We start from the raw sequence: 26,188 nt of genomic DNA, 5'->3' as shown, positions 1-26,188 counted from the left end.
CAAATCTCGTATCAATAGCCATTCCTCCATTTTCAACATTATCTACAATCCTCGAACTTTTCTCAAGGATTGTGAATTGGAAGGTTTTAAACCGCCGAAATTGGAAGATTCTTAACCGCCATTGACAGTCTTTTACTAAAAAAATTCAGAAAATATGGTGAAGCCCAGGAATCCTTCGAAATATCTCTCAATATTTGCCCTGAATTTATTGAATCGCATATAAACAAAGGGCTTATTCTGGATCAACTCTTGGATATTGATGAATCCATCAAAGCCTTCGGTAAGGCAATAGATATACTTGAAGTTAACCTGCTTGTGAATAAGAGAGCGCCTGATACATGGTACCATATAGGTCTGGTTTTCTATAACCTTGAAGAATTCGAAAAAGCAATCGAGGCTTTTGATGAAGTGATAATAATTAATCCAGAATCTATAGATGCATGGAATAACAAGGGCCTGGCACTTTATAAGCTCGAAAAGTATGCTGAAGCCTTGCAAGCTTTTGATAACGCTATAACGTTCTTTCCAGATAAAAAGAATTATGATGCATGGAATAACAGAGGACTAGTTTTATTAGAAATTAAAAATTATATAGAGTCGGAGAAATCTTTCAAAAAGGCCATCGAACTGGATCCAATGAACTTTGAAGCATACAACAACCTTGGCATGCTTTGTTTTTCTCAGGGAAAAATAGGTGAAGCTTACAAGCACTTTAACAAAGCGATTGAACTAAATAAAAATAGTCATGAAACTTTGGTAAATATAGGTTTTTTGTTGCTATACGCAACGCTTTATAAAAAGTCAATCGATGTTTTTGATAAAGCCCTATCATTAAGCCCAAGTTCTACATGCTATCTATGTAAAGGGATAGCTTCTTGGAACTATTCAAGGTACACAGATACAAAAACCAACCTTGAAAAGGCGATTAATATACTTGAAAAAAGACTCAATATAAATTTTGATGAACGATTCAGAAAAATATTCCAAATCAACAGTGTTCTTTCACATCTAGCGTTGGGAAAACTTTATTTTAATGCTGGCATTACTGAAAGTGCTTCTAAGGAAATAAGTTTAGCAAAGTACTTTGCTGACAAATCGCAAGACTTGCCCTCCAATTTAAAAAGCTTACTTAACTATTTAGAAGGGAAACTAGAAATTGAAAATTCAGAATATAAAGATGCCATGGCGTCTTTTCAAAAGGCACTTTATAAGGATCCCTCTCAAAGAAAATTTGTTCTCTGGAACGCTTATGCCCGATATCTGAATATTGAGTTTTCTTATAATCAAAAGAGTAAATATCAGCAAGGAATCGTTTCCATAATAAGAGGTCTAGAGAGCACATTATCTTTATCAGATGAATTAACACCTGAAAAATTCATTGATAAATTGAAGGTAAAAATAAGTGACTTTTTTTTAAAAATACAGGAAAACTTTCCTTCGCTCTATTCAAAATTACCGATTTCGACAAAAATGCATTTATTAGAAGATTTTTATAAGAAAAAAAACAGGGAAGAAGAACTGCTATTAAGAGCAAATACTCATTATTTTCTGGGTTGTTTTTATTATAAAATAAACGATTTTTTTTCTTCAATGGATGAGTTTGAAAAATGCTATAAGTTGAAGCCTGGGGGCAAATTACAAAAATCATCAAGAAATTTTCTGGAAATAATTATGAAGTACCAAATAAAACCCCCATGGTGGCAGTGGTGGCTTTGTTCGCCCGTACACGGCGGAAGAAAAAGTATTTTATTTTTTGTACTCGCCATTTTTGTTTTTGCTCTCACCTTATTACATCCACTAATATATCCAATTATTTTTAGAATTTTTTCTAATTTCACAGATGTTTCTTTAAATTTAACTTCTTACGGAATAATCTCTTCACAAAATTTCTCATCTATTGATTGGGCACTATATTTTGTAATCGTGATAACATTTATTTTCATCTTACTGTATCCTTCTATCGAATACATACGTAGTAAAGACGTTGAAATAAAGATCCAATCCACTCAACCACTTGTAGAATTTTATTTTTCTCTTTGCACCCCGAATCTCAAGATGATCCCGTCTCTCAGATTAGAGGAAATGAAAAAATGTCCGTCTTTAATCCAACCCCTTGACTACGATAAAGATTTCCTATCAAAGCAAAGCTGATCGACCCGAAAAGTGCTCCTTTTAAAGCTGCAAAAATCACCGGTTTTTCAATTTCACTTTTCTTAAAAAACGTATTCGGGGAAGATTTCAGCAGACCGTCGGCAGGAAAAATATATTTCAACTGAATTGGTTATGGTGGTAGATTTTCATTTCGTATTCGGCGGTCCAGTTTCGGATAGATCCAATGAAAACAAAGTTCAGCTAATGGATTTAGCTTGAATCAGAAAAACCCCTCCCCAGAGGAAAAAGAATCGCTTAATCTAAAGAAGCCCTGCAAAGTGCCCCTTATAAAGATGCAAAAACCACTGGTTTTTCAATTTCACTTTTCTTATCATTATCTTAACAAACGTATTCGGGGAAGATTTTAGCAGACCGCCGGCAGAAAAAATATATTTCAATTGAATTGGTTATGAGGGGAAGATTTTCATTTCGTATTCAGCGTTCCAGTTTTCTGATGATTTTCTTAAACCATATTCTCCTGAAAAATGTCGCTTTAATCAGAAAACCTCCCCCAGAGGAAAAGAATCGCTTAATCTAAAGAAGCCCTGCAGAGTGCCCCTTCTAAAGATGCAAAAATCACGGGTTTTTCAATTTCACTTTTCTTAACAAACGTATTCGGGGAAGATTTAAGCAGACCCCCGGTAGGAAAAATATATTTAAACTGAATTGGAATGAGGGGAAAACTCTCAACTATCAACGGAGGGGAATAATTTCACATATTCGGCGGTTTAAAATACCCCAAGTTCCAATCCTTAAAGAAAGTTTGAGGATTGCGAATCATGCTGAAAAAGGAAGAATGGCTGTTGATACAAGATTTACATTCAAAAGGCTTTAGCGTCAGTGAAATCTCTAGAAGAACAGGTTACGCCAGGAAAACGGTGAGGAAATATCTTAACCTGAAGACAGCGCCTGAACCTCAGAAACGTCCAGGAAGAAAAAGCAAGCTTGATCCTTACAAACCTTACATTCTTGAGAAACTCAATGAAGGTCCCTATTCCGCCGCTCGCCTCTTTCGTGAAATCCAAAAAATGGGCTTTGATGGAGGAGAAACCATAGTTAAAGACTTCATAAAAGAAGTCCGACCTAAACAGGGATTACCTGCGGTACTCGGCTATGATCTCTAAAGTAAAACTTATCGGTCCTGCAAAGTGCTCCTTCTAAAGCTGCAAAAATCACGGGTTTTTCAATTTCACTTTTCTTAACAAACGTATTCGGGGAAAATTGGAGCAGACAGTCGGCAGGGAAAATATATTTAAACTGAATTATAATGAGGTTTAAAGGAAATAATATAACTTACACAACTTCTGAACCTGTAGAGGGCTTTTCAGCAATAGCCACATACTCGGCAAAGGATTCCGATTCCGGAATTGGCAAATTGTCTTCCAGCAGTCCCTGGAAATGCATTTCAATAGCCTCATGGATATTTGTCTCTACCTTGATCCGGGTGGAGCCAGTAACTACAAAGCCTGTTTAGTGATGGGTAATTGACCTCCGATCAGGAAGTCTTTTTTTCGTTCAGGATTCTGGCTGTAATCTGCCTATTCTTTTTTGCTTCTTGGAAATTGGGGTTTATTTCAAAAGCTCTGTTAAAGTATTCGAGAGCTTCCTCATACCTTTCCAGATCATACAAAACTGTTCCCTTGTTGTTCAGGGCAGAAAGATCATCAGGACGTATGGCCAGAAGCTTATCAAAACATTCGAGTGCTCGCTCGTATTCTTTGAGATGCGAGTAAGTAACACCTTTTGCGTCCCATATATTCAGATTTTCAGGATCTAAAGTAAGGGCACGATCATAGTTTTCAAATGCATCCTCATATTTTCCAAGTTTCCGCAGGGAATATGCACGATGAGCCCGGGCACTGGAAGTTTCGGAACCAAGGGCAAAAGCCATGTCGAAAGATTCTATTGCCTCTTCAAAGCTTCCTGAATAATTGGCCGCACACCCTTTCAAAATCCAGATTTTCGGGTCTTTCGGGCTGATGGCCAGAATTTTGTTGAAGGCCTGAAGAGCTCGCCTGTGCCTGCCAAGGAAATAGTTGGCATCTCCTTTTATCTTGAGAGCCTCAAGGGACTTCGGAGAGCCCTTCAGGGCAGTGTCGGCATAATTAAGTGCGTCCTGAAACTTAGAATATCTCATTAGTATTCGGGCGCTGGATAGCAGGGAATAAAAGTTATCAGGCTCTATTTCAAGGGCTTTGTAATAAGCTTTAAGGGATTCAGGATCCCTTTTAAGTATCTGCAGCATATCTGCTTTTGAAATCCAGATGTCTGCACATTTTGGATTCAATTTAAGGGCCTTTTCATAGGCCTCGAGAGCTTCTTCGTACCTTTCAAGTTTCTGTAAAGCTGCCCCTTTCCCCGTCCAGCCTTCAAAGATTTTTTTGTTGAGGGCCAGGCCTCTATCATAGGCTTCTATGGCTTCCTCATTCCTGTCCAGTGTGTTCAATACCCCGGCTTTGGAAAACCAGGTTTCTGCAGCTTCAGGGTCAATTTCAAGAGCTCTGGTATAGCATTCAAGAGCTTTTTCATAGTTTTCCAGCCTCGAAAACGAATTTCCTCTATTAACCCACATCCAATCATTTTCCGGGTAAAGGATAACGGCCCGGGCGTAGAGTTCAAGGGCTTCTTCATCCCTTCCATCTTCGAATAGAAAGGCTCCTTTATTCAGAAAAGCATTCTCAGAGTCCGGGTTAATGGCAAAGATCATGTCAAATAATTCGAAAGCTTCATCTTTCTTCCCTGCCTGGAATAAAACTTCAGCCATTTGAAGCAAGAGATTTTCAAATTCAGGATTAAGTTTGTAAGCCCGTTTGAAACACTCAAGTTTTTTCTCCGGGTCACTGGCATCCATGCCCCGTTTGAACCAGACGCTCGGGTCGCTCTCATCGAATTTATTTGTTAGTTTAAAGAATTTTTCTTTAGCCAGTTCTTCTCTGTTTCCTTTATTTTTTATTGATTTTCTTTTAGCCATTTTTGGCACACTCCAGAAGCCAGGTCAAATGTTTTAAAAATCCTGAAAATTCTAAAAATTCTAAAAATTCTAAAAATTAAATACACTGTATGAAGTACTTTGCCTTAGGGAATTTCGGCCGGATATCGAGAGCCCTGTCTGTATAACATTAGGACGAATATATAAAAATAGCTGGCGCTTTTCCAGGAAAAAGAGTTCTTTCAAATATTCAGGCCTTCAAGTTCGTGAACCTCTCCATAATATGGTTCTTCATCATCTATTATTTCGTATTTTGCCTTTTCAAGGGCTGCCTGGATATACTGGATAAGCATGATTACACCTGTCCGAACATGGTATATCTAATTTTATGCGGTCTAAATCTTATATAGATTCTGTGAGCCGGAGAATTAAAGTTTTTGGGTTTTCTACTTCTCATATTTCGTTAACCGGATTCGGGGGAGATTTTAGCAGACCGCCGGCAGGAAAAATATATTTCAACTGAATTAGATAAATGAGTGGATTTGCTCACAAAGACGATGAAAAGAAGAAGATGAAATCGGATCGGGCAAAAAATGGATTCCTGGCATGCACTAATCAAAAATCGTTGATAATCAGGGATTTAGACTCAGCAGTTTATCCACCTCACGGAGAATGTCTTCTATAAAAACTTCAGGAGATTCTCCGGGTTCTGCTTCATTTCCGTGATGGACATGATAGGGGAATGTTTTCAGGTCTTTCCAGTGTGGGGAATTATCCCAACGCTTTACCATTTCATCCCCTTTTTGCAGGTGATAGGAATATCGTCTAAAATCTGACCCTGAGCTTTCATTTATCTGCAACGTGTAACCCCCTTTAAGAGTTATTCTTGCTTTCAGGGCCTGGACAGGTGGTTCAACTATTGCTTTGATAACGTTTAATTCAAGTACAAGATCACTGGAAGAAAGAGTAGAAAAAGTTTTGCTTATTGTCATAGGAACTGTTCCCAGTACCGTGATGCTGTGACATAGCTTTCCCAGATTATGAAATCATCCCATTCTTCAAAATCTTCTTCCCCGACTCTCGAATGGATTCTTTTCTCAAAAGCAGAAAAGTCCATGCCGTATTTCTGCTCCATTTCAGCTACCTTTTTGTCGTAGTAATCTATCTTTTGTTCAGCCTGGTCATGCACAAGCCCCTTTAAGGCCTCCTGTTCGTCTTTATACAGGCCTGCTTTCACCATGTCACTGATAGGTTCAAAGATTTTCCGGGAAATTTTCACGTACTCAATAGCATCTCCCAATAGTATCACCTAACTACCATTTTATCTCTCCAACCTTAAATGTATTATGTATGCTCCTGGCACCTCTCTTTTCCGCCACATTTGCAAAAGGATTCGAGGAAGATTTCAGCAGACCGCCGGCATGATAAATATATTTCAAATGAATTAGAATGAGGTTTAAAGGAAATAATATAACTTACACAACTTCAGAACCTGTAGAGGGCTTTTCAGCAATAGCCACATACTCGGCAAAGGATTCTGATTCTGGAATTGGTAAATTGTCCTCCAGCAGTCCCTGAACGTGCATTTCAATGGCTTCATAGATATTTTTCTCTGCCTCCTCTCGGGTAGAGCCTGTGGCTACACAGCCCGGCAGATCAGGTGAATACGCTGAATAGTTGTTGTTTGCTTTTTCGATCACAACTAGGAAACGATGCATGATTAGTCCTCCACTTTTAATTGTGCTTGTTTTAAGATGCTGTTCAATGTCCCTGGAGCAAGATCATCTCCACTATGGCCCGCAATTTTTACCCTACCTGGTTTAGCAGGATGCTTGTATTGCCGGTGGCTGCCTTTTGTTGCAACCAGATATCAACCATCGACTTCAAGAAGTTTTATGACCTCACGTACTTTCATTTTAATCTATCTTCATGGATATTTAAATGTAATTCGAAAATTTGCAGAATCCAGGCAGAGGCGATCCATTATTCAATTTGATAATTGTCCATTCATCAAAAACTTCTTCCAGGTTTCTGCGGCATTCCTCAAGGGTTTTGCCGGTAGCCCACACACCCTCAAGTTCGGGATCTTCTCCATAATAAGGTTCTTCGTTATCGATTATTTCGTATTTTGCCCTTTTCAAGAGCTGCGTGGTTATACTGGATAAGTATGATCACATCTTTCCGAACATGATATATCTAATTTTATGCGGTCTAAATCTTATATAGATTCTGTGAGCCGGAGAATTAAAGTTTTTGGGTTTTCTATTTCTCATATTTCGTTAACCGGATTCTGGGGAGATTCCAGCAGACCGCCGGCAGGAAATATATATTTTAAAGGAATTAAAAAACGCGATATTGGATCACTCAAAATATTGCTGACACCAATATATTTCTCATCTTTCTCGAAATCTTACCAATAGATTTCAATATCTTTTACGGTACCTAACGGATTAAAGTAGACTCCCGGTACTCCCTGAGCCCTTTTTCTTTTGTGAATCTCATAAAATTCGTAATCTGGAGAGTTTGTCTTATAGGTTGATACAAGACCATACTCCTTACCTATTTGTACATAAGCAATTTTATCTTTATTGTCTAGAGATCCTAATTGCTCAGTATCGCCTGTACAATCTACAAAGACAATGCCTTTATCCGTAGTGTTAAAAACATTGAGGGCATGAGATTCCATATCCAGAAAATCTACACCGACATATCCTGCCTTAATCCCTTCATTTTCAGCGTTGTTGTGAAGCATTTCGGCAAAGTCAGCACAAACAAAGCTGCTATTATAGAGAAATTCATCTGTAGGATCACTTCGCAGGAAAAAAATTAACTTATCCCATGTAGGGTCAGTAGCATTTTTGTAGTTAACCAACTGGACAGCTTCTCCAGATGCTTTAGCTATCGGAAGTTCTTTTTTGTTAATCCCATTATCCAGATAATTATCCAGATCTTGTTTCACCGAAACTGTATCATTTAGTTCATAATTATTCGTAAAGAAAAAAGTGACCAGAACTCCAATACACAGCAAACTTAAATATAGGATTATGTTTTTTGAGCTTCGTGCTTTAGTTTTGTTTCTTGAAATGGTGTTTGAGCTTTTTGATCTTCTGGTAGTTCTTTTTGGTTTTTCGGATTTATTATTCTTAGATTTGTTTTCGTCGATAAAGGGAGAAATAGGATTCTTCTGCTCGTTATCTTTAGTGTTTGAAGAAGCGAATTTCTCTGTATATTTTGCTGGGCTGGGATTTTTAACTATAACCTCATATCCTCTGTCATCTGTTTTTCCATAGTTTTTTGCAACAAACAAAACTTTTTCCTGAAACTTTCTCTCCTGTTCAATATTATAGATTTGCAAGCCTAAACAGTTATGTGCTTCTGGTAATCTGCAATCCTCACAATAATAGGCCCCACAAAATTTACATTTAAAAGGAAGATAATTTATTTTCTTGCCACAACAACCACAGTTAACCATCTAGCATCAATAAATAATGTATTGTAATACATATTAACTTTTCTTATCCTGTTCTGCAAAAAAAACTATAAATTTGTAAGGAAACAGAAGTGATGCATTTTCGAGAATCTAACTGAAGTTAAAGATTTTTTGGTATTTCAGTATCCGAAAAAAATATCCAATAAGATTTAAGCAGGCACCGGCAAGAAAAATATATTTCAACTAAATTTAATGTGAAGAAAAACGTCACTTGAATCTGAAAAATCTCCCAGAGGAAAAAGAATCACTTTAATCTAAAGAAGCCCTGCAAAGTGCCCCTTATAAAGCTGCAAATATTCACAAGATGCAAAAGATCACAAGTTAAGAAAAAAGTATATTCCGAGTCTAACGTTTATTTAAAAAAGTGAAAAAGAAATAAGTGTTGATGTAACCTCAGTTACACAAATAACACTTAATATCTGTTGTTTTCTCTGGGTGTCCTGTGGTTAGGAAGACAATCCCTGCAGTAAACCGGTCTTTCCGGGTCAGGTTTGAAAGGCACTTCTGTCTCAGCTTTACAGTCTGAACAGGTTGTTTTGTGCATTTCTCTAGGAGCGCCGAAATTAGAATTGGAATTTCCTCTGAAGTTTCTGTCATTAAAAGCCATATTTGTTTCACCTTTGGTTTTAGTTGTTAATTAATTGTTTTAAAATAAGATTGTATAGAACTCTTTGATTAAAAACAAAAATTGGTTTTTAATAACAGATGATTATACGTCTCTTTATTTATCAACACACATACATGGCACCTATAATATATAAATATATCTATAAAAACTGAGACACACTCTCTTAAATGAAAGAACAATTTCCAGATATGGCTTAATAGGAGACAACAACCCATTTTCTGATAACTCCTGAAAATAGGCTTCGCCTGAAAAACCCACCACTAGAATTAAAAAACAGTTATCCATACCAAAAATCGGATTGATGATCTAAAAAACAATCCTGAGGGGAACCGATCGATGAAGGGCAAAATTGATTGGGCTGGAAAATGCTATTTCTCCAACATGTAAAAACTCTCAGGTTTTCGAGTTCTTGATTTCTACAAAAGGATTCGGGGAAAATTTAGCAGACCGCCGACAGGAAAAATATATTTCAATTGAATTGGTCAGGAAAAAAGATCTCACTATCGGATAACTCTAAAATTTGCCGATACCGATATATATCCCGGAGTATATATCGGATATGTAAAATTATGGACGATACCGATACACCCCTGATTAAAGAAGAACTTCTTGCACGAATAGATGAAAAAATGAAGCGTCTAAACTCCATGAGGCCAATTCCGGCAGATGCTTTAGGAAGGCTGCATGAAGAGATGAGGTTGATTTATACCTATCAATCCAATGCAATAGAAGGGAATACACTAACACTCCATGAAACAAAACTCATACTGGACGAAGGGCTGACAATTGGCGGAAAATCACTCAGAGGACATCTTGAGGTGAGCAATAACGCAAAAGCTTTTGACCGGGTGGAAGAGCTAGCAAAGAAAAAACACGCTGTAGACCATGTTACAATTCAGGAAATCCATGAAATTGTAACCAGAGGTATACTTGAGGATGCCGGAAGATACCGCACCAGAAATATGAGGATAAAAGGTTCAGTAAAGACTCCGCCCGATTGGTCGCAGGTCGTGGAACTGATGGATGAACTGATCGAAAAGGTATCTGAAAGCCAGGAGCATCCCATTGAAACAGCTTCCTTCCTGCATCACAGATTTGTTGCGATTCATCCTTTCAGTGACGGAAACGACATGGTAGCCCGACTCCTCACAAACCTGTATTTGATTGCAAGGGATTATCCTCCTGTTGTGCTCAAAAAAGAAGATAGAGGAAAATATTACAAATCTCTTAAAGCCGCAGATGCAGGAAACCTCGGACCATTTACCAATTTCATTGCAAAAGCCGTGGATGAAAGCCTGACCCTGTATCTCTCTATCTCAGGAGGAAATGACGAACTACTGCCTCTAAAAGAACTTTCCGCGGAAACGCCTTATTCTCAGGAATATCTCAGCCTGCGGGCTAGACAGGGGCTCCTGGATGCAGTAAAAATAGGAAAAACCTGGCATAGTCCAAAACGTGCAGTTGAGCAATATCTATCCGAGCATGGCAAAAAAGATGTTTGATTTCTGTGTTTTTAACAAATGCATTAAGAAGAGATTTAAGCAGACCGCCGGCAAGAAAAATATATTTTAATTGAATTGAGTATGGAAAAAAACATATCTTGACAAATAAGTCTCACCGGTAAAGTACCCAAACCAAAAAAATTACTTCAAAAGAGCTTCAAATTCTTCTACCGTGAGTCCTGAAGCTTTAATCAAATTTCTTAAAAGGCCCGGTTTCAGTCCTTTGTGCTTCGGGACGGTCAACGTAACTTTTGAACCTTCCTTTCTAAGAACAACATGACTGCCTACCTGTCTGTGAGGGAGACACGCAGCTTTAGAAAAGGCTTTAATTGCCTGCATTCCGGAAATTACAGGAAGTTCGGATTTAAGCAACCACATCAACCACTCTGCAGGAGGATTTCCCAATACATTCCTGCAGTTCATCTTCTGCCAGGGATTCCAGGCAAGCCTGAATTGCTTCTTTAATGTTTTCAATTGCTTCTTCTACAGTATCTCCCTGTGAAAAACAGCCCGGTAAGCCTGGGCAGCTGGCAATAAATCCTCCGACTTCTTCGTCTTCCTCAAGGATAATTTTGAACCTCATAATGTCGATTATGAAGTTTTTGCTTAAATTTGTATGGGTGAAAGGGTTTAAGGGTCGGATAGATATAATGAGAAAAAATGAGAATATAATTCAGTTGACAGGTTTTCACTTTAATCATAAAAATCCCTCCCCAGAGGGAAAGAATCGATTAATCTAAAGAAGCCCTGCAAAGTGATCCTTCTAAAGCTGCAAATATTCACAAGATGCAAAAGATCACAATTTAAGAAAAAAGTATATTCCGAGTCTAACGTTTATTTAAAAAAGTGGAAAAGAAATAAGTGTTGATGTAACCTCAGTTACACAAATAACACTTAATATCTGTTGTTTTCTCTGGGTGTCCTGTGGTTAGGAAGACAATCCCTGCAGTAAACGGGTCTTTCCGGGTCAGGTTTGAAAGGTACTTCTGTCTCAGCTTTACAGTCTGAACAGATTGTCTTGTGCATTTCTCTGGGAGCGCCGAAATTAGAATTGGAATTTCCACTGAAGTTTCTGTCATTAAAAGCCATATTTGTTTCACCTTTGGTTTTAGTTGTTAATTAATTGTTTTAAAATAAGATTGTATAGAACTCTTTGATTAAAAACAAAAATTGGTTTTTAATAACAGATGGTTATACATCTCTTTATTTATCAACACACATACATGGCACCTATAATATATAAATATACCTATAAAAAATGAAACATACCCTCTCAAATCAAAGAACAATTTCCAGATAAGGCTTAATAGAAGACAACAGCCCATTTTCTGATAGCTCCTGAAAATAGGCTTCGCCTGGAAAACCCACCACTATAATTAAAAAACGGTTCTCCCATACCAAAAATCGGATTGAAGATCTAAAAAACAATTCTGAGAGGAACCGATCAATGAAGTGCAAAACTGATCGGGTTGGAAATAGCTCCTTTTCCTGCATGTAAAGGCTCTCAGGTTTTCGAGTTCTTGATTTCTACAAACGTATTTGGGGAAGATTTAAGCAGACCATCCGCAAGAAAACTATATTTCAACTGAATTGGAAGTAAAGACCGGAAACTTCAGCCGCCTTCTTTAGTAAATATAAATACTACAACTGCAGAATACTATAACATATCAAAAGGGACCAGATAGAGCCTGAAAAAATGCCGGAAAACCGAAAAGATGCTGGAATCTACATCCGTAAACTCCATGAAATGCTCCCGGAACTTAAAGAGAAATACCACATTAGTTACCTGGGAGTTTTTGGGTCCTACATTCGGGGAGAACAGAAACCCGAGAGCGACCTGGATATACTCGTTGAGTTTTCCAGAACCCCTACTATTTTTAAATTTGTCAACCTCGAAAACTACCTTTCGGAGGCTCTGGGCGTTAAGGTAGACCTGGTTATGAAAGATGCGTTAAAACCGAACATAGGTAAACATATCCTGAACGAAGTTGAAGCCGTCTGAAGAGGGATTGAGATTCGCGAAGCAAAAGACTATGTCCAGGACATCTATGATGCAATGGAAGCAGCAGAAGAATTTATTAGCGGCTGGACATTCGAAGATTTTGCTGCCGACCGTAAGACCCAGTTTGCAGTAATCAGGGCTCTGGAAATTATTGGAGAAGCAACAAAGAATATCCCCTATGAAGTACGCGAAAAATACCCATTCGTACCCTGGAAAGACCTGGCAGGCATACGGGACAAGTTGATCCACGCTTACTTCGGAGTGAACTTGAAGGTGGTGTGGTTATCTGTTAAAGAAGGTATCCCCGAAGCAAAACCGGATATCAAACGCATACTGGATGAAATGTGAATCAGAAAAACCCTCCCCAGAGGGAAAGAATCGCTTAATCTAAAGAAGCCCTGCAAAGTGCTCCTTCTAAAGCTGCAAATATTCACAAGTTAAGAAAAAAGTATATTCCAAGTCTAACGTGTATTTAAAAAAGTGAAAAAGAAATAAGTGTTGATGTAACCCAGTTAAGTGTTGATGTAAACTCAGTTACACAAATAACACTTAATATCTGTTGTTTTCTCTGGGTGTCCTGTGGTTAGGAAGACAATCCCTGCAGTAAACCGGTCTTTCCGGATCAGGTTTGAAAGGCACTTCTGTCTCAGCTTTACAGTCTGAACAGGTTGTTTTGTGCATTTCTCTGGGAGCGCCGAAATTAGAATTGGAATTTCCTCTGAAGTTTCTGTCATTAAAAGCCATATTTGTTTCACCTTTGGTTTTAGTTGTTAATTAATTGTTTTAAAATAAGATTGTATAGAACTCTTTGATTAAAAACAAAAATTGGTTTTTAATAACAGATGATTATACGTCTCTTTATTTATCAACACACATACATTGCATCTATAATATATAAATATACCTATAAAATCTGAGACACCCTCTCTCAAATGAGAACAATTTCCAGATATGGTTTGCAGGGGAGATAACAGCCTATTTTCTGATAGCTCCTGAAAATAGGCTTCACCCGAAAAACCCACCACTATATTAAAAAACAGTTATCCCATACCAAAAATCGGATTGATGATCTAAAAAACAATCCTGAGAGGAACCGATCAATGAAGTGCAAAACTGATCGGGTTGGAAATAGCTCCTTCTCCTGCATGTAAAGACTCTCAGGTTTTCGAGTTCTTGATTTCTACAAACGTATTCGGGGAAGATTCCAGCAGACCGCCGGCAAGAAAAAATATATTTCAACTAAATTGAATTATATTGAAAATATAATTCAAGTTTCCATCCTTAGTAATTATAAATACCACTACAGCAGATTAATATCACGGGTTACTATGAAAAACATTGAAAAATAATTATTTTGAAAAGGTTGGTGTAATAATATGAAAGGATTTGCAATGCTTGAAATTGGGAAAGTAGGTTGGATTGATACTGAAAGACCTTCAGCAGGCCCATATGATGCAATCGTGAGGCCTCTTGCGGTCGCGCCGTGTACATCAGATATTCATACTGTCTGGGAAGGTGCGCTTGGAGACCGCAAAAACATGGTTTTAGGACACGAAGCTGTAGGTGTTATAGAAGAAGTCGGATCAGAGGTCAAAGACTTCAAACCGGGCGATAAAGTAATTGTTCCTGCAATTACACCTGACTGGCGATCCATGGAGGCACAGGATGGAATGCCTATGCACTCAAATGGAATGCTTTCCGGATGGAAGTTTTCAAACTTCAAAAGTGGAGTCTTTGCAGAATTTTTCCATGTAAATGATGCAGATATGAATTTAGCTCTACTTCCAAAAGGAATGCCCCTCGAACAGGCTGTCATGCTCTCAGATATGGCAACTACTGGAATACAGGGTGCAGAAATGGCAAATATTAAAACGGGCTCTACAGTTGCAGTCATAGGCATTGGCCCTGTTGGTCTGATGGCAGTGGCAGGTGCATCTATTCTTGGTGCAGGTAGGCTCATTGCAGTAGGAAGTCGGAAAGTCTGTGTCGATCTTGCTCTGGAATACGGAGCATCTGAAATTGTTGATTACAGAAACCGTGGACTAGTTGAACAGATTCTTGAAAAGACGAAGGGAAAAGGTGTGGACTCTGTAATCATAGCAGGAGGAAATGAAAACACAATTTCAGATGCAGTCAAAATTGTAAAACCTGGGGGCACGGTATCAAACGTCAACTACTATGGAACCGGAGACATACTCCCTATTCCACGTATTGAATGGGGGTCGGGTATGGCTCACAAAGACATACGTGGTGGCCTGACAACCGGAGGTCGTCTAAGAATGGAAAGAATGGCCGACCTATGTACCTATGGAAGAATAAAACCAGAAAAAATGGCCACCCACGTATTCGAAGGATTTGACAAAATGGAAGAGGCCCTCATGCTCATGAAAGATAAACCAAGAGATCTGATCAAACCTGTTGTTCTTCTGGATGAATAAGCGAGTCAACTCCCCCTCCCTAAACTCTTCGCAAAGCTCAGAGTTTTGAGGAAGGGGTATTCTCGCCTTATGGGATAGGATTGATCGGATAGACAGGATAGAATCGTAAAAGTAGCTAATGGTTAGCCATCGTAAAATTTTCAGCGCCAAATTTTGAACTTCATTAATAGTCTCCAATTTTGAGAGGAGTTTTCACTAAAAGGACTCATTCCTTTCATCCTTTTCTTTCAACTTTTCATTCTTCAGACCTATTTTTAGGAGTTTATCAATAGCCTCGGCTACTCAATATACCTAATCTTTTTACATTGCCCACAATTGCACTTATTATTGCTTGTATGTTTCTTTTAGTCGTCCACTGTTACATGGTTGATATTTTTGAAAAACCCGAGTTGCGATTCGGGATCTCAGGAAATCGGAGATTTTCTGGGAGTTGCACTGCAAGTGCAACAGCCTGCGGTCCTTTTCGCTACGCTCAAGAGGACTACTTAAAAAGATTTATGACCCGTACAACGTCATTCGCTTTATCATGTCGTTTTTGTCACGCTCGACGCAGGAGAGCGGCTTTCAGACAAAAAATGAGACAAAAGACCAAAGGAAAAGCCATAAAGTAAAAGTGGAGTAAAAAGAGGAGGATACGGTCAGAACCGGATAAAAATATACCTGAAAAATACTCTTTTCCACGTCTGTTTTTATTGATTTATACTGGAGATTTCAACCTCTTGTTTCTTCCTTTTCTATTATCTTTCTTCTTTTTTCTACTTTTTTTGCAGGGCCGCCAGACAAGCTGGCGGATGCGTCCGATATTTACCTGTGAATTAAAAAGCGGTTTCCGGGGTCCAGGGAAGTATTCTTCGGACCTGGAAGTATTTCACTATAATTCTCGTATTCTCTTAATACCAGCAAGAATTTGCCTGTTAGTTGTTTTTGCTGGCAGACGAGACGGTTTCAGCCTTGTAAGCCGCAGAAGAGAGAAAAAATGATTTAATCTCAGGATATTCTGAATAATATCAACCGATTAATAAGGAACCACCAATCTTTTTACATTGACTACAATTGCACTTATTATTGCTTGTATGTTCATTTTAGGAAGTCCCCAATATTTTGCTCTTTGTAATTGTCAACGGCGGTTAAGAATTCCACATTTTCGACGGTTTAAAATACCCCAGGTTCCAATCCTTAAAGAAAGTTTGAGGATTGCGAATCATGCTGAAAAAGGAAGAATGGCTGTTGATACAAGATTTGCATTCAAAAGGCTTTAACGTCAGTGAAATTGCCAGACAAACGGGTCATGATAGGAAAACGGTGAGGAAATATCTTAACCAAAAGACAGCACCTGAACCTCAGAAACGTCCAGGAAGAAAGAGCAAGCTTGACCCTTACAAACCTCACATACTCAAGAGGCTTAATGAAAGCTCCTATTCCGCCGCTCGCCTCTTTCGTGAAATCAAGGAAATGGGCTTTGACGGAGGAGAAACCATAGTTAAAGACTTCATAAAAGAAGTCTGACCTAAACAGGGAGTACCTGCGGTACCTGGCTACGATCTATGAAGTAAAACTTATCGGTCCTGCAAAGTGCCCCTTCTAAAGCTGCAAAAATCACGGGTTTTTAATTATCTTTTCTTAACAAAGGGATTCAGGGAAGATTCTATCAGACCGACTGCAGGAAAAAATATATTTCAAATGACTTAATAAAAAAGGTTTAAAGTAAGAAATGTGACTCAAACTCCTTAAGAAATGGTAAAGGATTTTTCAGCAAGATCAATATTAGAGACATTATTTATGTCTAATGATGCTGTTAACAACCTCAATTTCTTGATCTAAAAGTTGAAACCCTTTCAGCAATAATTTTCCAGATTTTCCTCTATGTTAAGTTGGAGATCAGGGACCGGAAGATTCAACCCCTTTCTATCCGATCTAATCTCCAGCAAAACATCTGCCAAAATGTTTTATTCTGTTTGAATTCAGGCAGTAGTTTCCTTCTCCAGAATATAACCGACCATTTCAGGGTTCAGTTTGTTTTCCCTTGAAACCTTTTTCTCAATCTCCTCAGTGGTTTTACCTTCAATTTTCATCTCCTTAATCTTTTCAACTACTGAAGAGGGAATTGCATAGTATTCGTTGATATCTTTCCGGTGTCCCCAGACATCTCCTTTGATAAGCTGGATTCTCTGCATCTGAAGGAACATTTCTATAGACTTTGAAACTGTACGCATGTAAGATTTAGGCAACTGGATTACCTCAATCTTCGGGCAGGTTTCAACCAGTCCAAAGAGGTCCTTATTTGAAGGTCTGAAAGCCAGGTGAACAATACGCTCGTTCGAATTAAGTGTAAAGATCTCTTCCCTGGAACTAACTACTCTTATTCTCATGTTTTTCTCCCCACTATATATTTTTTTGTTTTAAGTTGACTTTAGTTTTTAATTACTTCAGGTTAAAGGAAAATGTAAAGTAATTATCCTGTTTACGATGAAACGGAATAATTTATGCAGACATGAACGAAGAAACGTTCTCTTTCTTCATCCTTCTCTGAGCAGTTGAAAGGCATTCAAGTGTACAGTAAATTGCCTTTTCCTCCACTTTTTTCAGGACTATAAACTCATTCCCACAAACTGGACATGTCTTTCTTACATACTCCATAAAATACCACCCACTTGTTTTTAAATTTGTTTTGACTGTATTCGCATAAGATTTAGGTAACTGAATTACCTCAATCTTCGGGCAGGTTTCTACCAGTCCAAAGATATCCTTACTTGAAGGTCTAAAAGCCAGGTGAAAAGGGTGCTCATTCAGATTGAGTGTAAAGATCTCTTCCCTGGAACTAACCACCTTATCCAGGTGTCAGTTTCATGTTTTCCTCCCCAAATGATAAGTTATTTTTTGATTGTACTTTGATAAATATATTACATATACTTATTATAAATAGTTATCTCATTGGACTAATATTATTTGAATAGTATTACAGGGAATTACCGTCATACCAGATCTACTAAATTGATCTAAAAAGCTATAAATGAAATAAAAACGGTTATTACAAATTATATTTTCTCGTTTTCCTTCTAATTTTACTCTATTTCATACCAAATTTTATTCTAAATACTGACTTAACTATTTCAATTCATAAATTATTTCAGTTTCAGGTTTTAATGAGGCATTCCCATCATGGAAAATTTCTGTGTTCTTAACAAATGTATTAGGAAGAGATTCAAGCAGACCGATGACAGGATAAATATATTTATATTGAATTGGTGATGGGGAAGAAGGCAAGTTTGTCTCAAGGAATTCATGAAGCTAAAATCATATAAACGCAACAGCTCTATAAAAAAATTATACTCTGATAAAAAAAATTCATGAAGCTAAAATCATATAAACGCAACAACTCTATAAAAAAATTATACTCTGATAAAAAAATTTATGAAGCTAAAATCATATAAACGCAACAGCTCTATAAAAAAATTATACTCTGATAAAAAAGAAATAAAAAAATGAAAAAATTTGGCTCTGTAGAAATCCTCCGAAATGACTGATCCTCATTAGCTTAAACTGAATGTCATAAATCTTTTTACTCAATTCTTTTTAGCCTCTTGAAGCTGGTATAGATAAGTTTCTACAAAGCCTTTTTTTTGATCCAAGCTGTTTACTTACTAATTGCAATATATCTAGACCTGGTTTCAGTACTAATGCTTCCTGAATTATTTACTGTTAAACTAACAGTGTATTGTCCTGTTTTATTGTATACGTGTACAGGATTCTTTTCTGTTGAAGTATTTCCATCTCCAAAAGCCCATGTCCATGAAGCTGGTGATCCGGTGCTGTTGTCAGTAAATATGACACCAAGCGGTGCAGCCCCTGAAGTTGGAGATGCAGAAAAAGCAGCGACAAGGGAGCTGGAAACCGCAATATAGCCGGTTTTTGTCAGCACATTACTGCCGTTTGCATTACTTGTTGTCAATGTAACAGAGTATATTCCAGATTTATTGTATGTATGTACAGGATTCATTTCTGTTGAATTACTTCCATCTCCGAAAATCCATTTCCAGGCAGTTGGCGACCCTGTGCTCTCATCAGTAAAATGAACTGTAAGAGGCATGCTTCCTGAAGTAGGGGATGCAGATAATTTGGAAACAGGAGTATTTAAAACGCTTGAGACAGCAATATAGCTGGATTTTGTCAACGCATTACTGCCATCTGCATTACCTGCTGTCAATGTAACAGAATAAAGTCCTGATTTGTTGTATGTATGTACAGGATTCTTTTCTATTGAACTACTTCCATCTCCGAAAGACCATTTCCATGCAGTTGGCGATCCTGTGCTCTCGTCAGTAAAACTAATAGTAAGAGGCACTTTTCCTGAAGTCGGAGACGCACAGAAACTGGCGACAGGACCATTTAAAGCGTTTGAAACAGAAATATAACTGGATTTTGTCAACGCATTACTGCCATCTGCATTACTTGCTGTCAATGTAACAGTGTATCGCCCTGATTTATTGTATGTATGTACAGGATTCTTTTCTATTGAACTACTTCCATCTCCGAAAATCCATTTCCATGCCGTTGGTGACCCTGTGCTCTCGTCAGTAAAATGAACTGTAAGAGGCATGTTTCCTGAAGTAGGCGATGCAAAAAATTTGGAAACAGGAGCATCTAAAACGCTTGAGACAGAAATATAACTGGATTTTGTTAACGCATTACTTCCGTTTGCATTACTTGCTGTCAATGTAACAGTGTATTGTCCTGATTTATTGTATGTGTGTACAGGATTCTTTTCTGTTGAATTACTTCCATCTCCAAAGGTCCATCTCCACGCAGTTAGCGATCCTGTGCTCTGGTCAGTAAAACTAACAGTAAGAGGCATACTTCCCACAGTTGGGGTTGCTAAAAAGGTGGTGACGGGGACAATATAGCCTGGATTCGACGTCACAGTCCCGCTTTCAGAAACTACATTTATATAGCTTGATTTTTGCACCTTACTACTGCCTCCATCATTAGTTGTCGTCAAAGAAACAGTATAATTTCCTGATTTATTGTATGTATGTACAGGATTTTTATCTGTTGAAGCACTACCATCTCCGAAAGTCCATTTCCATGCCGTTGGCGACCCTGTGCTCTGGTCAGTAAAACGAATAATAAAAGGCGTATTTTCTGAAGTCTGAGACACAGAGAAGCTGGTAACAGGAGTATCTAAGACGCTTGAGACAGCAATAAAGCCGGTTTTTGTCAACGCATTACTGCCGTTTGCATTACTTGCTGTCAATCTAACAGAGTATAATCCTGATTTATTGTATGTGTGTACAGGATTCTTTTCTGTTGAATTACTTCCATCTCCGAAAATCCATTTCCATGTATTTGGTGACCCTATGCTCTGGTCAGTAAAACCAACAGTAAGAGGTGCGTTTCCTGAAGTAGGGGATGCAGAGAAGCTGGTAATAGGAGGATCTAAAACGCTTGAGACAGCAATATAGCCGGATTTTGTCAATGCATTACTGCCTTTTTCATTACTTGCTGTCAATCTAACAGAATAAAGTCCTGATTTATTGAATGTGTATATAGGATTTTTATCTGTAGAAGTATTCCCATCTCCGAAAGACCATTTCCATGATGTTGGAGATCCGTTACCCTGACCTGTAAAATCAACAGTAAGAGGGGCATTTCCTGAAGTAAGAGACGCAGAGAAGTTGGTGACAGGACAATTTAAAGCGTTTGAAACAACAATATAGCTGGATTTTGTTAACTTATTGCTGCCATCTGCATTACTTGCTGTTAATGTAACAGAGTATAATCCTGCTTTGCTGTATGTATGCACAGGGTTCTCCCCGGTTGAATGAGTACCGTCTCCAAAAGTCCACTTCCTTGAGGTTAGAGATCCTGTACCCTGATCAGTAAAACTAACAATAAGAGGCGCTTTTCCAGAAGCTGGAAATGCAGAAAAAGCAGCAATAGGAGCTTCAAAACCGTTTGAAACAATAATATAGCTGGATTTTGTTACCGCACTCCTGTCCCCAGTTTCGTTTAATGTCAACGTAACGGAATATGTTCCTGGTTTTCTATAAATGTGCACAGGATTCTTTTCCGTTGAATAATTTTCATCTCCAAAAGTCCAGTTCCATGCCGTTGGCGATCCTGTGCTCTGGTCAGTAAAACTAACATTAAACGGCGTTTTTCCAGAAGTTGGGGCTGCAGAAAATACTGGCTGTGCCAGAACAGTTACTGTGGCAAATTTCAAATCGGTACCGTTTGTATTGTTTACTGTAAGCGTTACATTGTAATTCCCTGCTCTGGAGTAAGTATGTGCTTTATTTTGGTGTGTTGAACTGGAACCATCTCCAAAGTTCCAGTTCCACCCATCCACATTCTTCGAGAAATCCGTAAACTGGATAGAAAGAGGAGCATAACCGGATGTGAGGTTGCAGCTGAAGTTTGCAACAGGAAATACCGGTTGTGCCGGGAGAGGACTCATAAACTGACCGAAAGCAATAGGACTGGAACCTGTTTGTACAGTGTCTGTAACCTTATTTGTGGCTACGTCAATTACAGAGACAGTCTTTCCGAGCTTATCATCGTTGCCGGAGTTCGCTACATATACCTTTGTTCCATCCGGTGTGACTGCAATTCCATAAGGATTTTTTCTGACATTAACAGTTGCTACAACAGTGTTGTTTGCTGTATCAATCACAGAGACATTATTGCTGCCTGAGTTAGCCACATATACTTTTGTTCCATCCGGGTTGACTGCAATTCCCATAGGCCATTTTCCTACAGGCACTGTGGCTGTAACAATGTTTGAGCCCGTGTCAATTACAGAAATAGCATTACTTTCGGAATTAGCCACGTATAGGTTTGTTCCCGCCGGGTTGAATGTAACTTCACAGGGACCAAGTCCAACTTTCACAGTCGCTGTAACAGTGTTTGTGCTGGTGTCAATTACAGAAACATTGTTACTGTAGCGGTTCGTCACATATACTTTTGTTCCGTCCGGTGTGACTGTAACCCCCAAAGGATTGGTTCCTACAGGTACCCTGGCTGTAACAGTGTTTGTGGCTGTGTCAATTACAGAGACGCCGTTGATATCGCGATCCGCCACATATACTTTTGTTCCGTCCGGTTTGACTGCAACTCCACAAGGACTGTATTTCTTTCCCAAATCCACAGTGGCTGTTACCTCGTTTATGGCTGTGTCAATTACAGATACAGTACCACTGTAGCCGTAGTTGACGTTTGTCACATATATCCTTGTTCCATCAGGGCTGACGGCAATTCCGTAAGGATTTTTTCTGACATTCACAGTTGCTGCAACAGTGTTGTTTGCTGTGTTAATTACAGAAATAGTGTTGCTGTTGAAGTTCGTAATATATGCATATGAAGGTGCAGGAGAACCTTTTGGTACAACATTTATTGTAGCTAGTTTTGAATCCGTGCCTTTTGAATTGCTTACTGTCAGGCTAACGGTATAGATTCCTGCTGCAGAATAGGTATGCGTGGGGTTCTGCTTTGTAGAATTATTTCCATCTCCAAAGTTCCAGTTCCACCCGGTTGCATTCTTTGACAAATCTGTAAACTGCACAGGTACAGAAAGAAAAACATAATCTGATGTGATGTTGCTGCTGAAGTTTGCTAAAGGATAAACTGGTTGTACCGGAATAGAACCTATAAACTGGCCTGAAGCATAAGGACTGTTTCCTACAAGCATCGTGGCTGTTACAGTATTGGTCGCAGTGTCAATTACAGAGACAGCGTTGTAGAGATTGATTGCTACATATACTTTTGTTCCATCCGGTGTGACTGCAATCCCCAAAGGATTGGTTCCTACAGGCACCCTGGCTGTTACAGTGTTGGTCGCAGTGTCAATTACAGAGACAGTGCTAACATATTCATCATTATTCGTCACATATACTTTTGTTCCATTCGGATTGACTGCAATTCCCCAGGGCACTCGCCCTATCTTCACCGTTTCTGTAACACTGTTTGTTGTCGTGTCAATTACAGAGACGCTCCCGCTACCATAGTTCACTACGTATACCTTAGTTCCATCTGGTGTAACAGCAACTTCCTTAGGACCGTTTCCTACAGGCACCGTGGCTGTAACAGCTTTTGTGGCAGTGTCAACTACAGAGACGGTGTTGTCGCCTTCGTTTGTTACATATACCTTTTTCCCATTTGGACTAACTGCGACTCCCACAGGAGATTTTCCTACATTTACTGTGGCTGAAACAGTATTGTTTACCGTGCCAATTATAGATATGTCGTTGCTATGGACATTTACCACGTACACCTTTTTTCCATTCGGGCTGACTGCAGCTCCTTTAGGAGAACTTCCTGCAGGCACTGTGGCTATAACAATATTTGTTGCCGTGTCAATTACAGATACATCGTTGCTATGAGCATTTACCACGTATACCTTTGTTCCATCCGGACTAATTGCAACTCCCATAGGATTTGATCCTACAGGTATCGTAGCTGTAACTTTGTTTGTGGTTGTGTCAATTACAGAGACATTGTTACTCTCTGCATTTGTAATGTATGCAAATGGCGAGGAGCCTGCGATACTCACCAACATCAAAAAAGCAAGTGCTGTTGTCCCCAAAGTTTTATAGAAGGTTTGCCCCCTAAATATGCTATCATATTTCGTTCCTCCCATTTTAGACCCCCTTGATATATGAATTATTAAATTTGTTGAGAATTTTGAAAAATCTTTAAATTTGACCGTTTTTTATTACGGACAATATAGCAATTCATTGAAGTCAGAGTTTTTTCGGGTTAAGCTGGTTATCACAACCGAGTGCAACCATAAGTGCGACCATAAAAATGACTAAAAGAAGGTTTCACCGAATTGTAATAAATAATATAAACTCAAAGATAATAATCTTTCTTTTATTGGCTTTGTAGAAATCCTCTAAGCTTTATTTTTATCCAAAAGTTTATAATAAAGGCTCTGTAGAAATCCTCTAAGTTTTGTTTTTATCCAAAAGTTTATAATAAGGGCTCTGTTGAAATCCTCAGAAATGACTAGTTGCAGCGTCAGCAGTAAAATGTCGTATAAAATCAGTTACAATGAGTCAGAATAGTTCAATCTTTGAGGATTGACAAGACACCGGTCTCCATTAATTTTAACGTAATGTCCCGGGATTTTTTTATGTATATTTTTATCTATTTTTGGCCTTTTGAAGCTGGTATAGATGGGTTTCTACAAAACCGCAAAAATTAGATTGTAAAAGTGATCCTTCTAAAGCTGCAAAAAACCACGGGCTAAGAAAAAATATATTCCGAGTTCGGTCTATTTTTAAAAAAGTGAAAAAAAATAAGTGTTGATATAAACTCAGTTAAACAAATAACATTTAGTATCTGTCTTCTCTGGGTTTCCTGTGCTTAGGAAGACATTCTCTGCAGTAAACGGGTCTTTCCGGGTCAGGTTTGAAAGGCACTTCGGTTTCAACACCACAATCAGAACATTTTGTCTTGTGCATTTCCCTGGGAGCTCCGAAGTCTCCGCGGTTGCTGTCTCTTCCCCTGCTTCCTCTGTCATTAAAAGCCATTTTATTTCACCCTGGTTTTAGTTGTTAGTTATTGCTGAAAAATAAGATAGTATACGACTCTTTGGTTAAAAACAAAAATTGGTTTTTAACAACAGATTGTCATATGTCTCTTTATTTTCAATACCTATACATTGCATTTAAAATATATAAATGTTCCATAATACAAAAGATATATTCTTTTACACAAAAAAAACTCTGTGATCAGGGGGAATGGGAGGGATAAAATGCCTGAAATTCTAATGCCGACTATTATCCGATAAAGCAAAATAATCGGGCCTTGAAAGTGTTCATTCTAAAGCTGCAAAAATCGCGGGTTTTTAAATTCACTTTGGTTCACAAACGTCTCCAGGGAAGATTTTAGCAGACCGCCGGCAGAAAAAATATATTTAAACTGAATTGGTTAGGGGGAGATTTTCATTTCGTATTCGGCGGTCCAATTTTGGATAGATCCAACGAAAATAAAATTCAGTTAGTAGGTTTTCACTTTAATTCGAAAACAACCACCCTGGTCAAAAAAGATATTGAGAACTCTTGAAAATAGCCTTGAGGAAAATCTATCGATAAAAGTAAAACTGATTGGACTGTAAAAAGTTAATTCTCAATCTGTAAAAGCTCTGGTTTAAGAAAAAAGTATATTCCAAGTCTAACGTGCATTTAAAAAAGTGAAAAAGAAATAAGTGTTTATGTAACCCAGTTAAGTGTTGATGTAAACTCAGTTACACAAATAACACTTAATATCTGTTGTTTTCTCTGGGTGTCCTGTGGTTAGGAAGACAATCCCTGCAGTAAACTGGTCTTTCCGGGTCAGGTTTGAAAGGCACTTCTGTCTCAGCTTTACAGTCTGAACAGGTTGTCTTGTGCATTTCTCTGGGTGCGCCGAAATTAGAATTGGAATTTCCTCTGAAGTTTCTGTCATTAAAAGCCATATTTGTTTCACCTTTGGTTTTAGTTGTTAGTAAATTGTTTTAAAACAAGATTGTATAGAACTCTTTGATTAAAAACAAAAATTGGTTTTTAATAACAGGTTATTATACGTCTCTTTATTTATCAACACACATACCTGGCACTTATAATATATAAATATACCTATGAAAATGGTCTGAAAATGGGAGTTCACTCTCTCAAATAGGGGAACGCTTTGCAGCCAGGGATTGTGAAGGAGATAAAAGTGCCTGAAATTCTACTTCTGGCTTGATTATCGATAAAGTAAAACTTATCAAGCCTGCAAAGTGCTTCTTCTAAATCTGTAAAAATTATGGGTTTTAGGTTTCTCGATTTTTTCAAACGTGTTTGCAGGAGATCAGGGCAGACCGTCGACGAGAAAAATATATAAAAATAGAAATCAAATGAATGGAATTTCATCATCCTTTTAGTAATTAGAAGTACGTGAGTATAAAATAGATTTAGAAATGTATAAGTATAAAATATGTATAGAAGTTAGTACCTATATAATCTTGTCCGTTTCAATAGGGACACGGTCCTGTAGAAATGCAAAATATGGATTTCAGGCATCATTTTCAG

Annotated in this window: 23 protein-coding genes and 2 pseudogenes; 7 read left to right on the top strand and 18 right to left on the bottom strand. The window is 38.2% G+C overall.

What is annotated here, in order from left to right:
• The first annotated feature begins 249 nt into the window (after window positions 1-249).
• Together PHF18_RS15230 and PHF18_RS15225 are read left to right on the top strand one after the other, a co-directional pair.
• Complete coding sequence (locus PHF18_RS15230; protein ID WP_300104326.1) at window positions 250-2,151, top strand: tetratricopeptide repeat protein; 1,902 nt, start codon at window positions 250-252, stop codon at window positions 2,149-2,151.
• Window positions 2,152-2,930: 779 nt separating this feature from the next.
• Window positions 2,931-3,260 (top strand): annotated as a pseudogene (locus PHF18_RS15225) (helix-turn-helix domain-containing protein); the annotation flags it as partial.
• A 386-nt stretch (window positions 3,261-3,646) separates the two neighbouring features.
• On the opposite strand, the gene PHF18_RS15220 reads toward PHF18_RS15225, so the two are convergent.
• The 9 genes from PHF18_RS15220 to PHF18_RS15190 form a co-directional block, all read right to left on the bottom strand.
• Complete coding sequence (locus PHF18_RS15220; protein ID WP_300104324.1) at window positions 3,647-5,122, bottom strand: tetratricopeptide repeat protein; 1,476 nt, start codon at window positions 5,120-5,122, stop codon at window positions 3,647-3,649.
• A gap of 200 nt (window positions 5,123-5,322) precedes the next feature.
• Window positions 5,323-5,433 carry a hypothetical protein gene (locus PHF18_RS18115; protein ID WP_367279204.1) on the bottom strand — a complete coding sequence of 37 codons (111 nt, stop codon included), beginning with the start codon at window positions 5,431-5,433 and terminating at the stop codon, window positions 5,323-5,325.
• Window positions 5,434-5,712: 279 nt separating this feature from the next.
• A complete protein-coding gene (locus tag PHF18_RS15215; protein WP_300104322.1) occupies window positions 5,713-6,072 on the bottom strand; it encodes a DUF6516 family protein in 360 nt (119 codons plus the stop codon).
• Entirely contained in the window at window positions 6,069-6,389 is a 321-nt protein-coding gene (locus PHF18_RS15210; protein WP_300104320.1) for a hypothetical protein, read from the bottom strand. The genes PHF18_RS15215 and PHF18_RS15210 overlap by 4 nt, the downstream gene beginning before the upstream one ends.
• A gap of 166 nt (window positions 6,390-6,555) precedes the next feature.
• Window positions 6,556-6,798, bottom strand: a complete 243-nt coding sequence (locus tag PHF18_RS15205; RefSeq protein WP_048127977.1) for a type II toxin-antitoxin system HicB family antitoxin — start codon at window positions 6,796-6,798, stop codon at window positions 6,556-6,558.
• Window positions 6,799-6,800: 2 nt separating this feature from the next.
• Window positions 6,801-6,947, bottom strand: a complete 147-nt coding sequence (locus PHF18_RS18110) for a type II toxin-antitoxin system HicA family toxin (RefSeq protein WP_367279205.1) — start codon at window positions 6,945-6,947, stop codon at window positions 6,801-6,803.
• 70 nt (window positions 6,948-7,017) lie between these two features.
• Entirely contained in the window at window positions 7,018-7,221 is a 204-nt protein-coding gene (locus PHF18_RS15200; protein ID WP_300104318.1) for a type II toxin-antitoxin system HicB family antitoxin, read from the bottom strand.
• 269 nt (window positions 7,222-7,490) lie between these two features.
• On the bottom strand, window positions 7,491-8,552 hold the full coding sequence (locus tag PHF18_RS15195; protein WP_300104317.1) for a zinc finger AN1 domain-containing stress-associated protein: 1,062 nt from the start codon (window positions 8,550-8,552) through the stop codon (window positions 7,491-7,493).
• A gap of 430 nt (window positions 8,553-8,982) precedes the next feature.
• Window positions 8,983-9,177: a CxxC-x17-CxxC domain-containing protein gene (locus PHF18_RS15190; protein ID WP_048125378.1), complete on the bottom strand. Its 195-nt coding sequence runs from the start codon at window positions 9,175-9,177 to the stop codon at window positions 8,983-8,985.
• Window positions 9,178-9,767: 590 nt separating this feature from the next.
• Here PHF18_RS15190 and PHF18_RS15185 point away from each other — a divergent pair.
• A complete protein-coding gene (locus PHF18_RS15185) occupies window positions 9,768-10,700 on the top strand; it encodes a Fic family protein (RefSeq protein WP_300104316.1) in 933 nt (310 codons plus the stop codon).
• Window positions 10,701-10,841: 141 nt separating this feature from the next.
• Here PHF18_RS15185 and PHF18_RS15180 read toward each other — a convergent pair whose 3' ends face one another.
• From PHF18_RS15180 to PHF18_RS15170, 3 genes are all read right to left on the bottom strand, one after another.
• On the bottom strand, window positions 10,842-11,078 hold the full coding sequence (locus PHF18_RS15180; protein WP_300104314.1) for a type II toxin-antitoxin system HicA family toxin: 237 nt from the start codon (window positions 11,076-11,078) through the stop codon (window positions 10,842-10,844).
• Window positions 11,065-11,283, bottom strand: coding sequence for a type II toxin-antitoxin system HicB family antitoxin (locus PHF18_RS15175; RefSeq protein ID WP_300104313.1), 219 nt, complete (start codon window positions 11,281-11,283; stop codon window positions 11,065-11,067). The genes PHF18_RS15180 and PHF18_RS15175 overlap by 14 nt, the downstream gene beginning before the upstream one ends.
• Before the next feature lie 311 nt (window positions 11,284-11,594).
• The gene (locus PHF18_RS15170; RefSeq protein WP_300104312.1) at window positions 11,595-11,789 is read right to left on the bottom strand and encodes a CxxC-x17-CxxC domain-containing protein; all 195 of its coding nucleotides are present in this window, start codon (window positions 11,787-11,789) and stop codon (window positions 11,595-11,597) included.
• 607 nt (window positions 11,790-12,396) lie between these two features.
• Here PHF18_RS15170 and PHF18_RS15165 point away from each other — a divergent pair.
• Complete coding sequence (locus PHF18_RS15165; RefSeq protein ID WP_300104311.1) at window positions 12,397-12,702, top strand: nucleotidyltransferase family protein; 306 nt, start codon at window positions 12,397-12,399, stop codon at window positions 12,700-12,702.
• 54 nt (window positions 12,703-12,756) lie between these two features.
• Window positions 12,757-13,050, top strand: a complete 294-nt coding sequence (locus tag PHF18_RS15160; RefSeq protein ID WP_300104309.1) for a DUF86 domain-containing protein — start codon at window positions 12,757-12,759, stop codon at window positions 13,048-13,050.
• A gap of 201 nt (window positions 13,051-13,251) precedes the next feature.
• Here the strand turns inward: PHF18_RS15160 and PHF18_RS15155 are convergent, their stop codons facing one another.
• Window positions 13,252-13,446, bottom strand: a complete 195-nt coding sequence (locus PHF18_RS15155; protein ID WP_048125378.1) for a CxxC-x17-CxxC domain-containing protein — start codon at window positions 13,444-13,446, stop codon at window positions 13,252-13,254.
• Between the two features lie 632 nt (window positions 13,447-14,078).
• On the opposite strand from PHF18_RS15155, the gene PHF18_RS15150 reads away from it, so the two are divergent.
• Both PHF18_RS15150 and PHF18_RS15145 read left to right on the top strand, forming a co-directional pair.
• The gene (locus tag PHF18_RS15150) at window positions 14,079-15,140 is read left to right on the top strand and encodes an NAD(P)-dependent alcohol dehydrogenase (protein ID WP_300104307.1); all 1,062 of its coding nucleotides are present in this window, start codon (window positions 14,079-14,081) and stop codon (window positions 15,138-15,140) included.
• Window positions 15,141-16,343: 1,203 nt separating this feature from the next.
• Window positions 16,344-16,643: pseudogene (locus tag PHF18_RS15145) on the top strand (IS21 family transposase); the annotation flags it as partial.
• A gap of 458 nt (window positions 16,644-17,101) precedes the next feature.
• On the opposite strand, the gene PHF18_RS15140 reads toward PHF18_RS15145, so the two are convergent.
• From PHF18_RS15140 to PHF18_RS15120, 5 genes are all read right to left on the bottom strand, one after another.
• The gene (locus tag PHF18_RS15140; RefSeq protein ID WP_300104306.1) at window positions 17,102-17,509 is read right to left on the bottom strand and encodes a DUF1699 family protein; all 408 of its coding nucleotides are present in this window, start codon (window positions 17,507-17,509) and stop codon (window positions 17,102-17,104) included.
• A gap of 112 nt (window positions 17,510-17,621) precedes the next feature.
• A complete protein-coding gene (locus PHF18_RS15135) occupies window positions 17,622-17,975 on the bottom strand; it encodes a DUF1699 family protein (protein WP_300104328.1) in 354 nt (117 codons plus the stop codon).
• Between the two features lie 799 nt (window positions 17,976-18,774).
• Window positions 18,775-23,772: a PKD domain-containing protein gene (locus PHF18_RS15130; RefSeq protein ID WP_300104305.1), complete on the bottom strand. Its 4,998-nt coding sequence runs from the start codon at window positions 23,770-23,772 to the stop codon at window positions 18,775-18,777.
• A gap of 697 nt (window positions 23,773-24,469) precedes the next feature.
• On the bottom strand, window positions 24,470-24,667 hold the full coding sequence (locus PHF18_RS15125; RefSeq protein ID WP_300104303.1) for a CxxC-x17-CxxC domain-containing protein: 198 nt from the start codon (window positions 24,665-24,667) through the stop codon (window positions 24,470-24,472).
• Between the two features lie 731 nt (window positions 24,668-25,398).
• Entirely contained in the window at window positions 25,399-25,593 is a 195-nt protein-coding gene (locus PHF18_RS15120; RefSeq protein WP_048125378.1) for a CxxC-x17-CxxC domain-containing protein, read from the bottom strand.
• Between the last annotated feature and the right edge of the window lie 595 nt (window positions 25,594-26,188).

The sequence above is a fragment of the Methanosarcina sp. genome (assembly GCF_028693135.1).
Lineage (GTDB): Archaea > Halobacteriota > Methanosarcinia > Methanosarcinales > Methanosarcinaceae > Methanosarcina.
This window is presented reverse-complemented; position numbering and strand designations above follow the sequence as displayed.

What these genes read in the sequence shown, in the direction of transcription:
- PHF18_RS15160 (WP_300104309.1), top strand. Translation starts at nt 12,757, where the DNA reads ATGGAAGCAGCAGAAGAATTTATTAGCGGCTGGACATTCGAAGATTTT.
- PHF18_RS15220 (WP_300104324.1), bottom strand. Translation starts at nt 5,122, where the DNA reads ATGGCTAAAAGAAAATCAATAAAAAATAAAGGAAACAGAGAAGAACTG.
- PHF18_RS15190 (WP_048125378.1), bottom strand. Translation starts at nt 9,177, where the DNA reads ATGGCTTTTAATGACAGAAACTTCAGAGGAAATTCCAATTCTAATTTC.
- PHF18_RS15195 (WP_300104317.1), bottom strand. Translation starts at nt 8,552, where the DNA reads ATGGTTAACTGTGGTTGTTGTGGCAAGAAAATAAATTATCTTCCTTTT.
- PHF18_RS15215 (WP_300104322.1), bottom strand. Translation starts at nt 6,072, where the DNA reads ATGACAATAAGCAAAACTTTTTCTACTCTTTCTTCCAGTGATCTTGTA.
- PHF18_RS15165 (WP_300104311.1), top strand. Translation starts at nt 12,397, where the DNA reads ATGCCGGAAAACCGAAAAGATGCTGGAATCTACATCCGTAAACTCCAT.
- PHF18_RS15205 (WP_048127977.1), bottom strand. Translation starts at nt 6,798, where the DNA reads ATGCATCGTTTCCTAGTTGTGATCGAAAAAGCAAACAACAACTATTCA.
- PHF18_RS15155 (WP_048125378.1), bottom strand. Translation starts at nt 13,446, where the DNA reads ATGGCTTTTAATGACAGAAACTTCAGAGGAAATTCCAATTCTAATTTC.
- PHF18_RS15120 (WP_048125378.1), bottom strand. Translation starts at nt 25,593, where the DNA reads ATGGCTTTTAATGACAGAAACTTCAGAGGAAATTCCAATTCTAATTTC.
- PHF18_RS15175 (WP_300104313.1), bottom strand. Translation starts at nt 11,283, where the DNA reads ATGAGGTTCAAAATTATCCTTGAGGAAGACGAAGAAGTCGGAGGATTT.
- PHF18_RS15170 (WP_300104312.1), bottom strand. Translation starts at nt 11,789, where the DNA reads ATGGCTTTTAATGACAGAAACTTCAGTGGAAATTCCAATTCTAATTTC.
- PHF18_RS15130 (WP_300104305.1), bottom strand. Translation starts at nt 23,772, where the DNA reads ATGGGAGGAACGAAATATGATAGCATATTTAGGGGGCAAACCTTCTAT.
- PHF18_RS15140 (WP_300104306.1), bottom strand. Translation starts at nt 17,509, where the DNA reads ATGAGAATAAGAGTAGTTAGTTCCAGGGAAGAGATCTTTACACTTAAT.
- PHF18_RS15125 (WP_300104303.1), bottom strand. Translation starts at nt 24,667, where the DNA reads ATGGCTTTTAATGACAGAGGAAGCAGGGGAAGAGACAGCAACCGCGGA.
- PHF18_RS15150 (WP_300104307.1), top strand. Translation starts at nt 14,079, where the DNA reads ATGAAAGGATTTGCAATGCTTGAAATTGGGAAAGTAGGTTGGATTGAT.
- PHF18_RS15180 (WP_300104314.1), bottom strand. Translation starts at nt 11,078, where the DNA reads ATGTGGTTGCTTAAATCCGAACTTCCTGTAATTTCCGGAATGCAGGCA.
- PHF18_RS15185 (WP_300104316.1), top strand. Translation starts at nt 9,768, where the DNA reads ATGGACGATACCGATACACCCCTGATTAAAGAAGAACTTCTTGCACGA.
- PHF18_RS18115 (WP_367279204.1), bottom strand. Translation starts at nt 5,433, where the DNA reads ATGCTTATCCAGTATATCCAGGCAGCCCTTGAAAAGGCAAAATACGAA.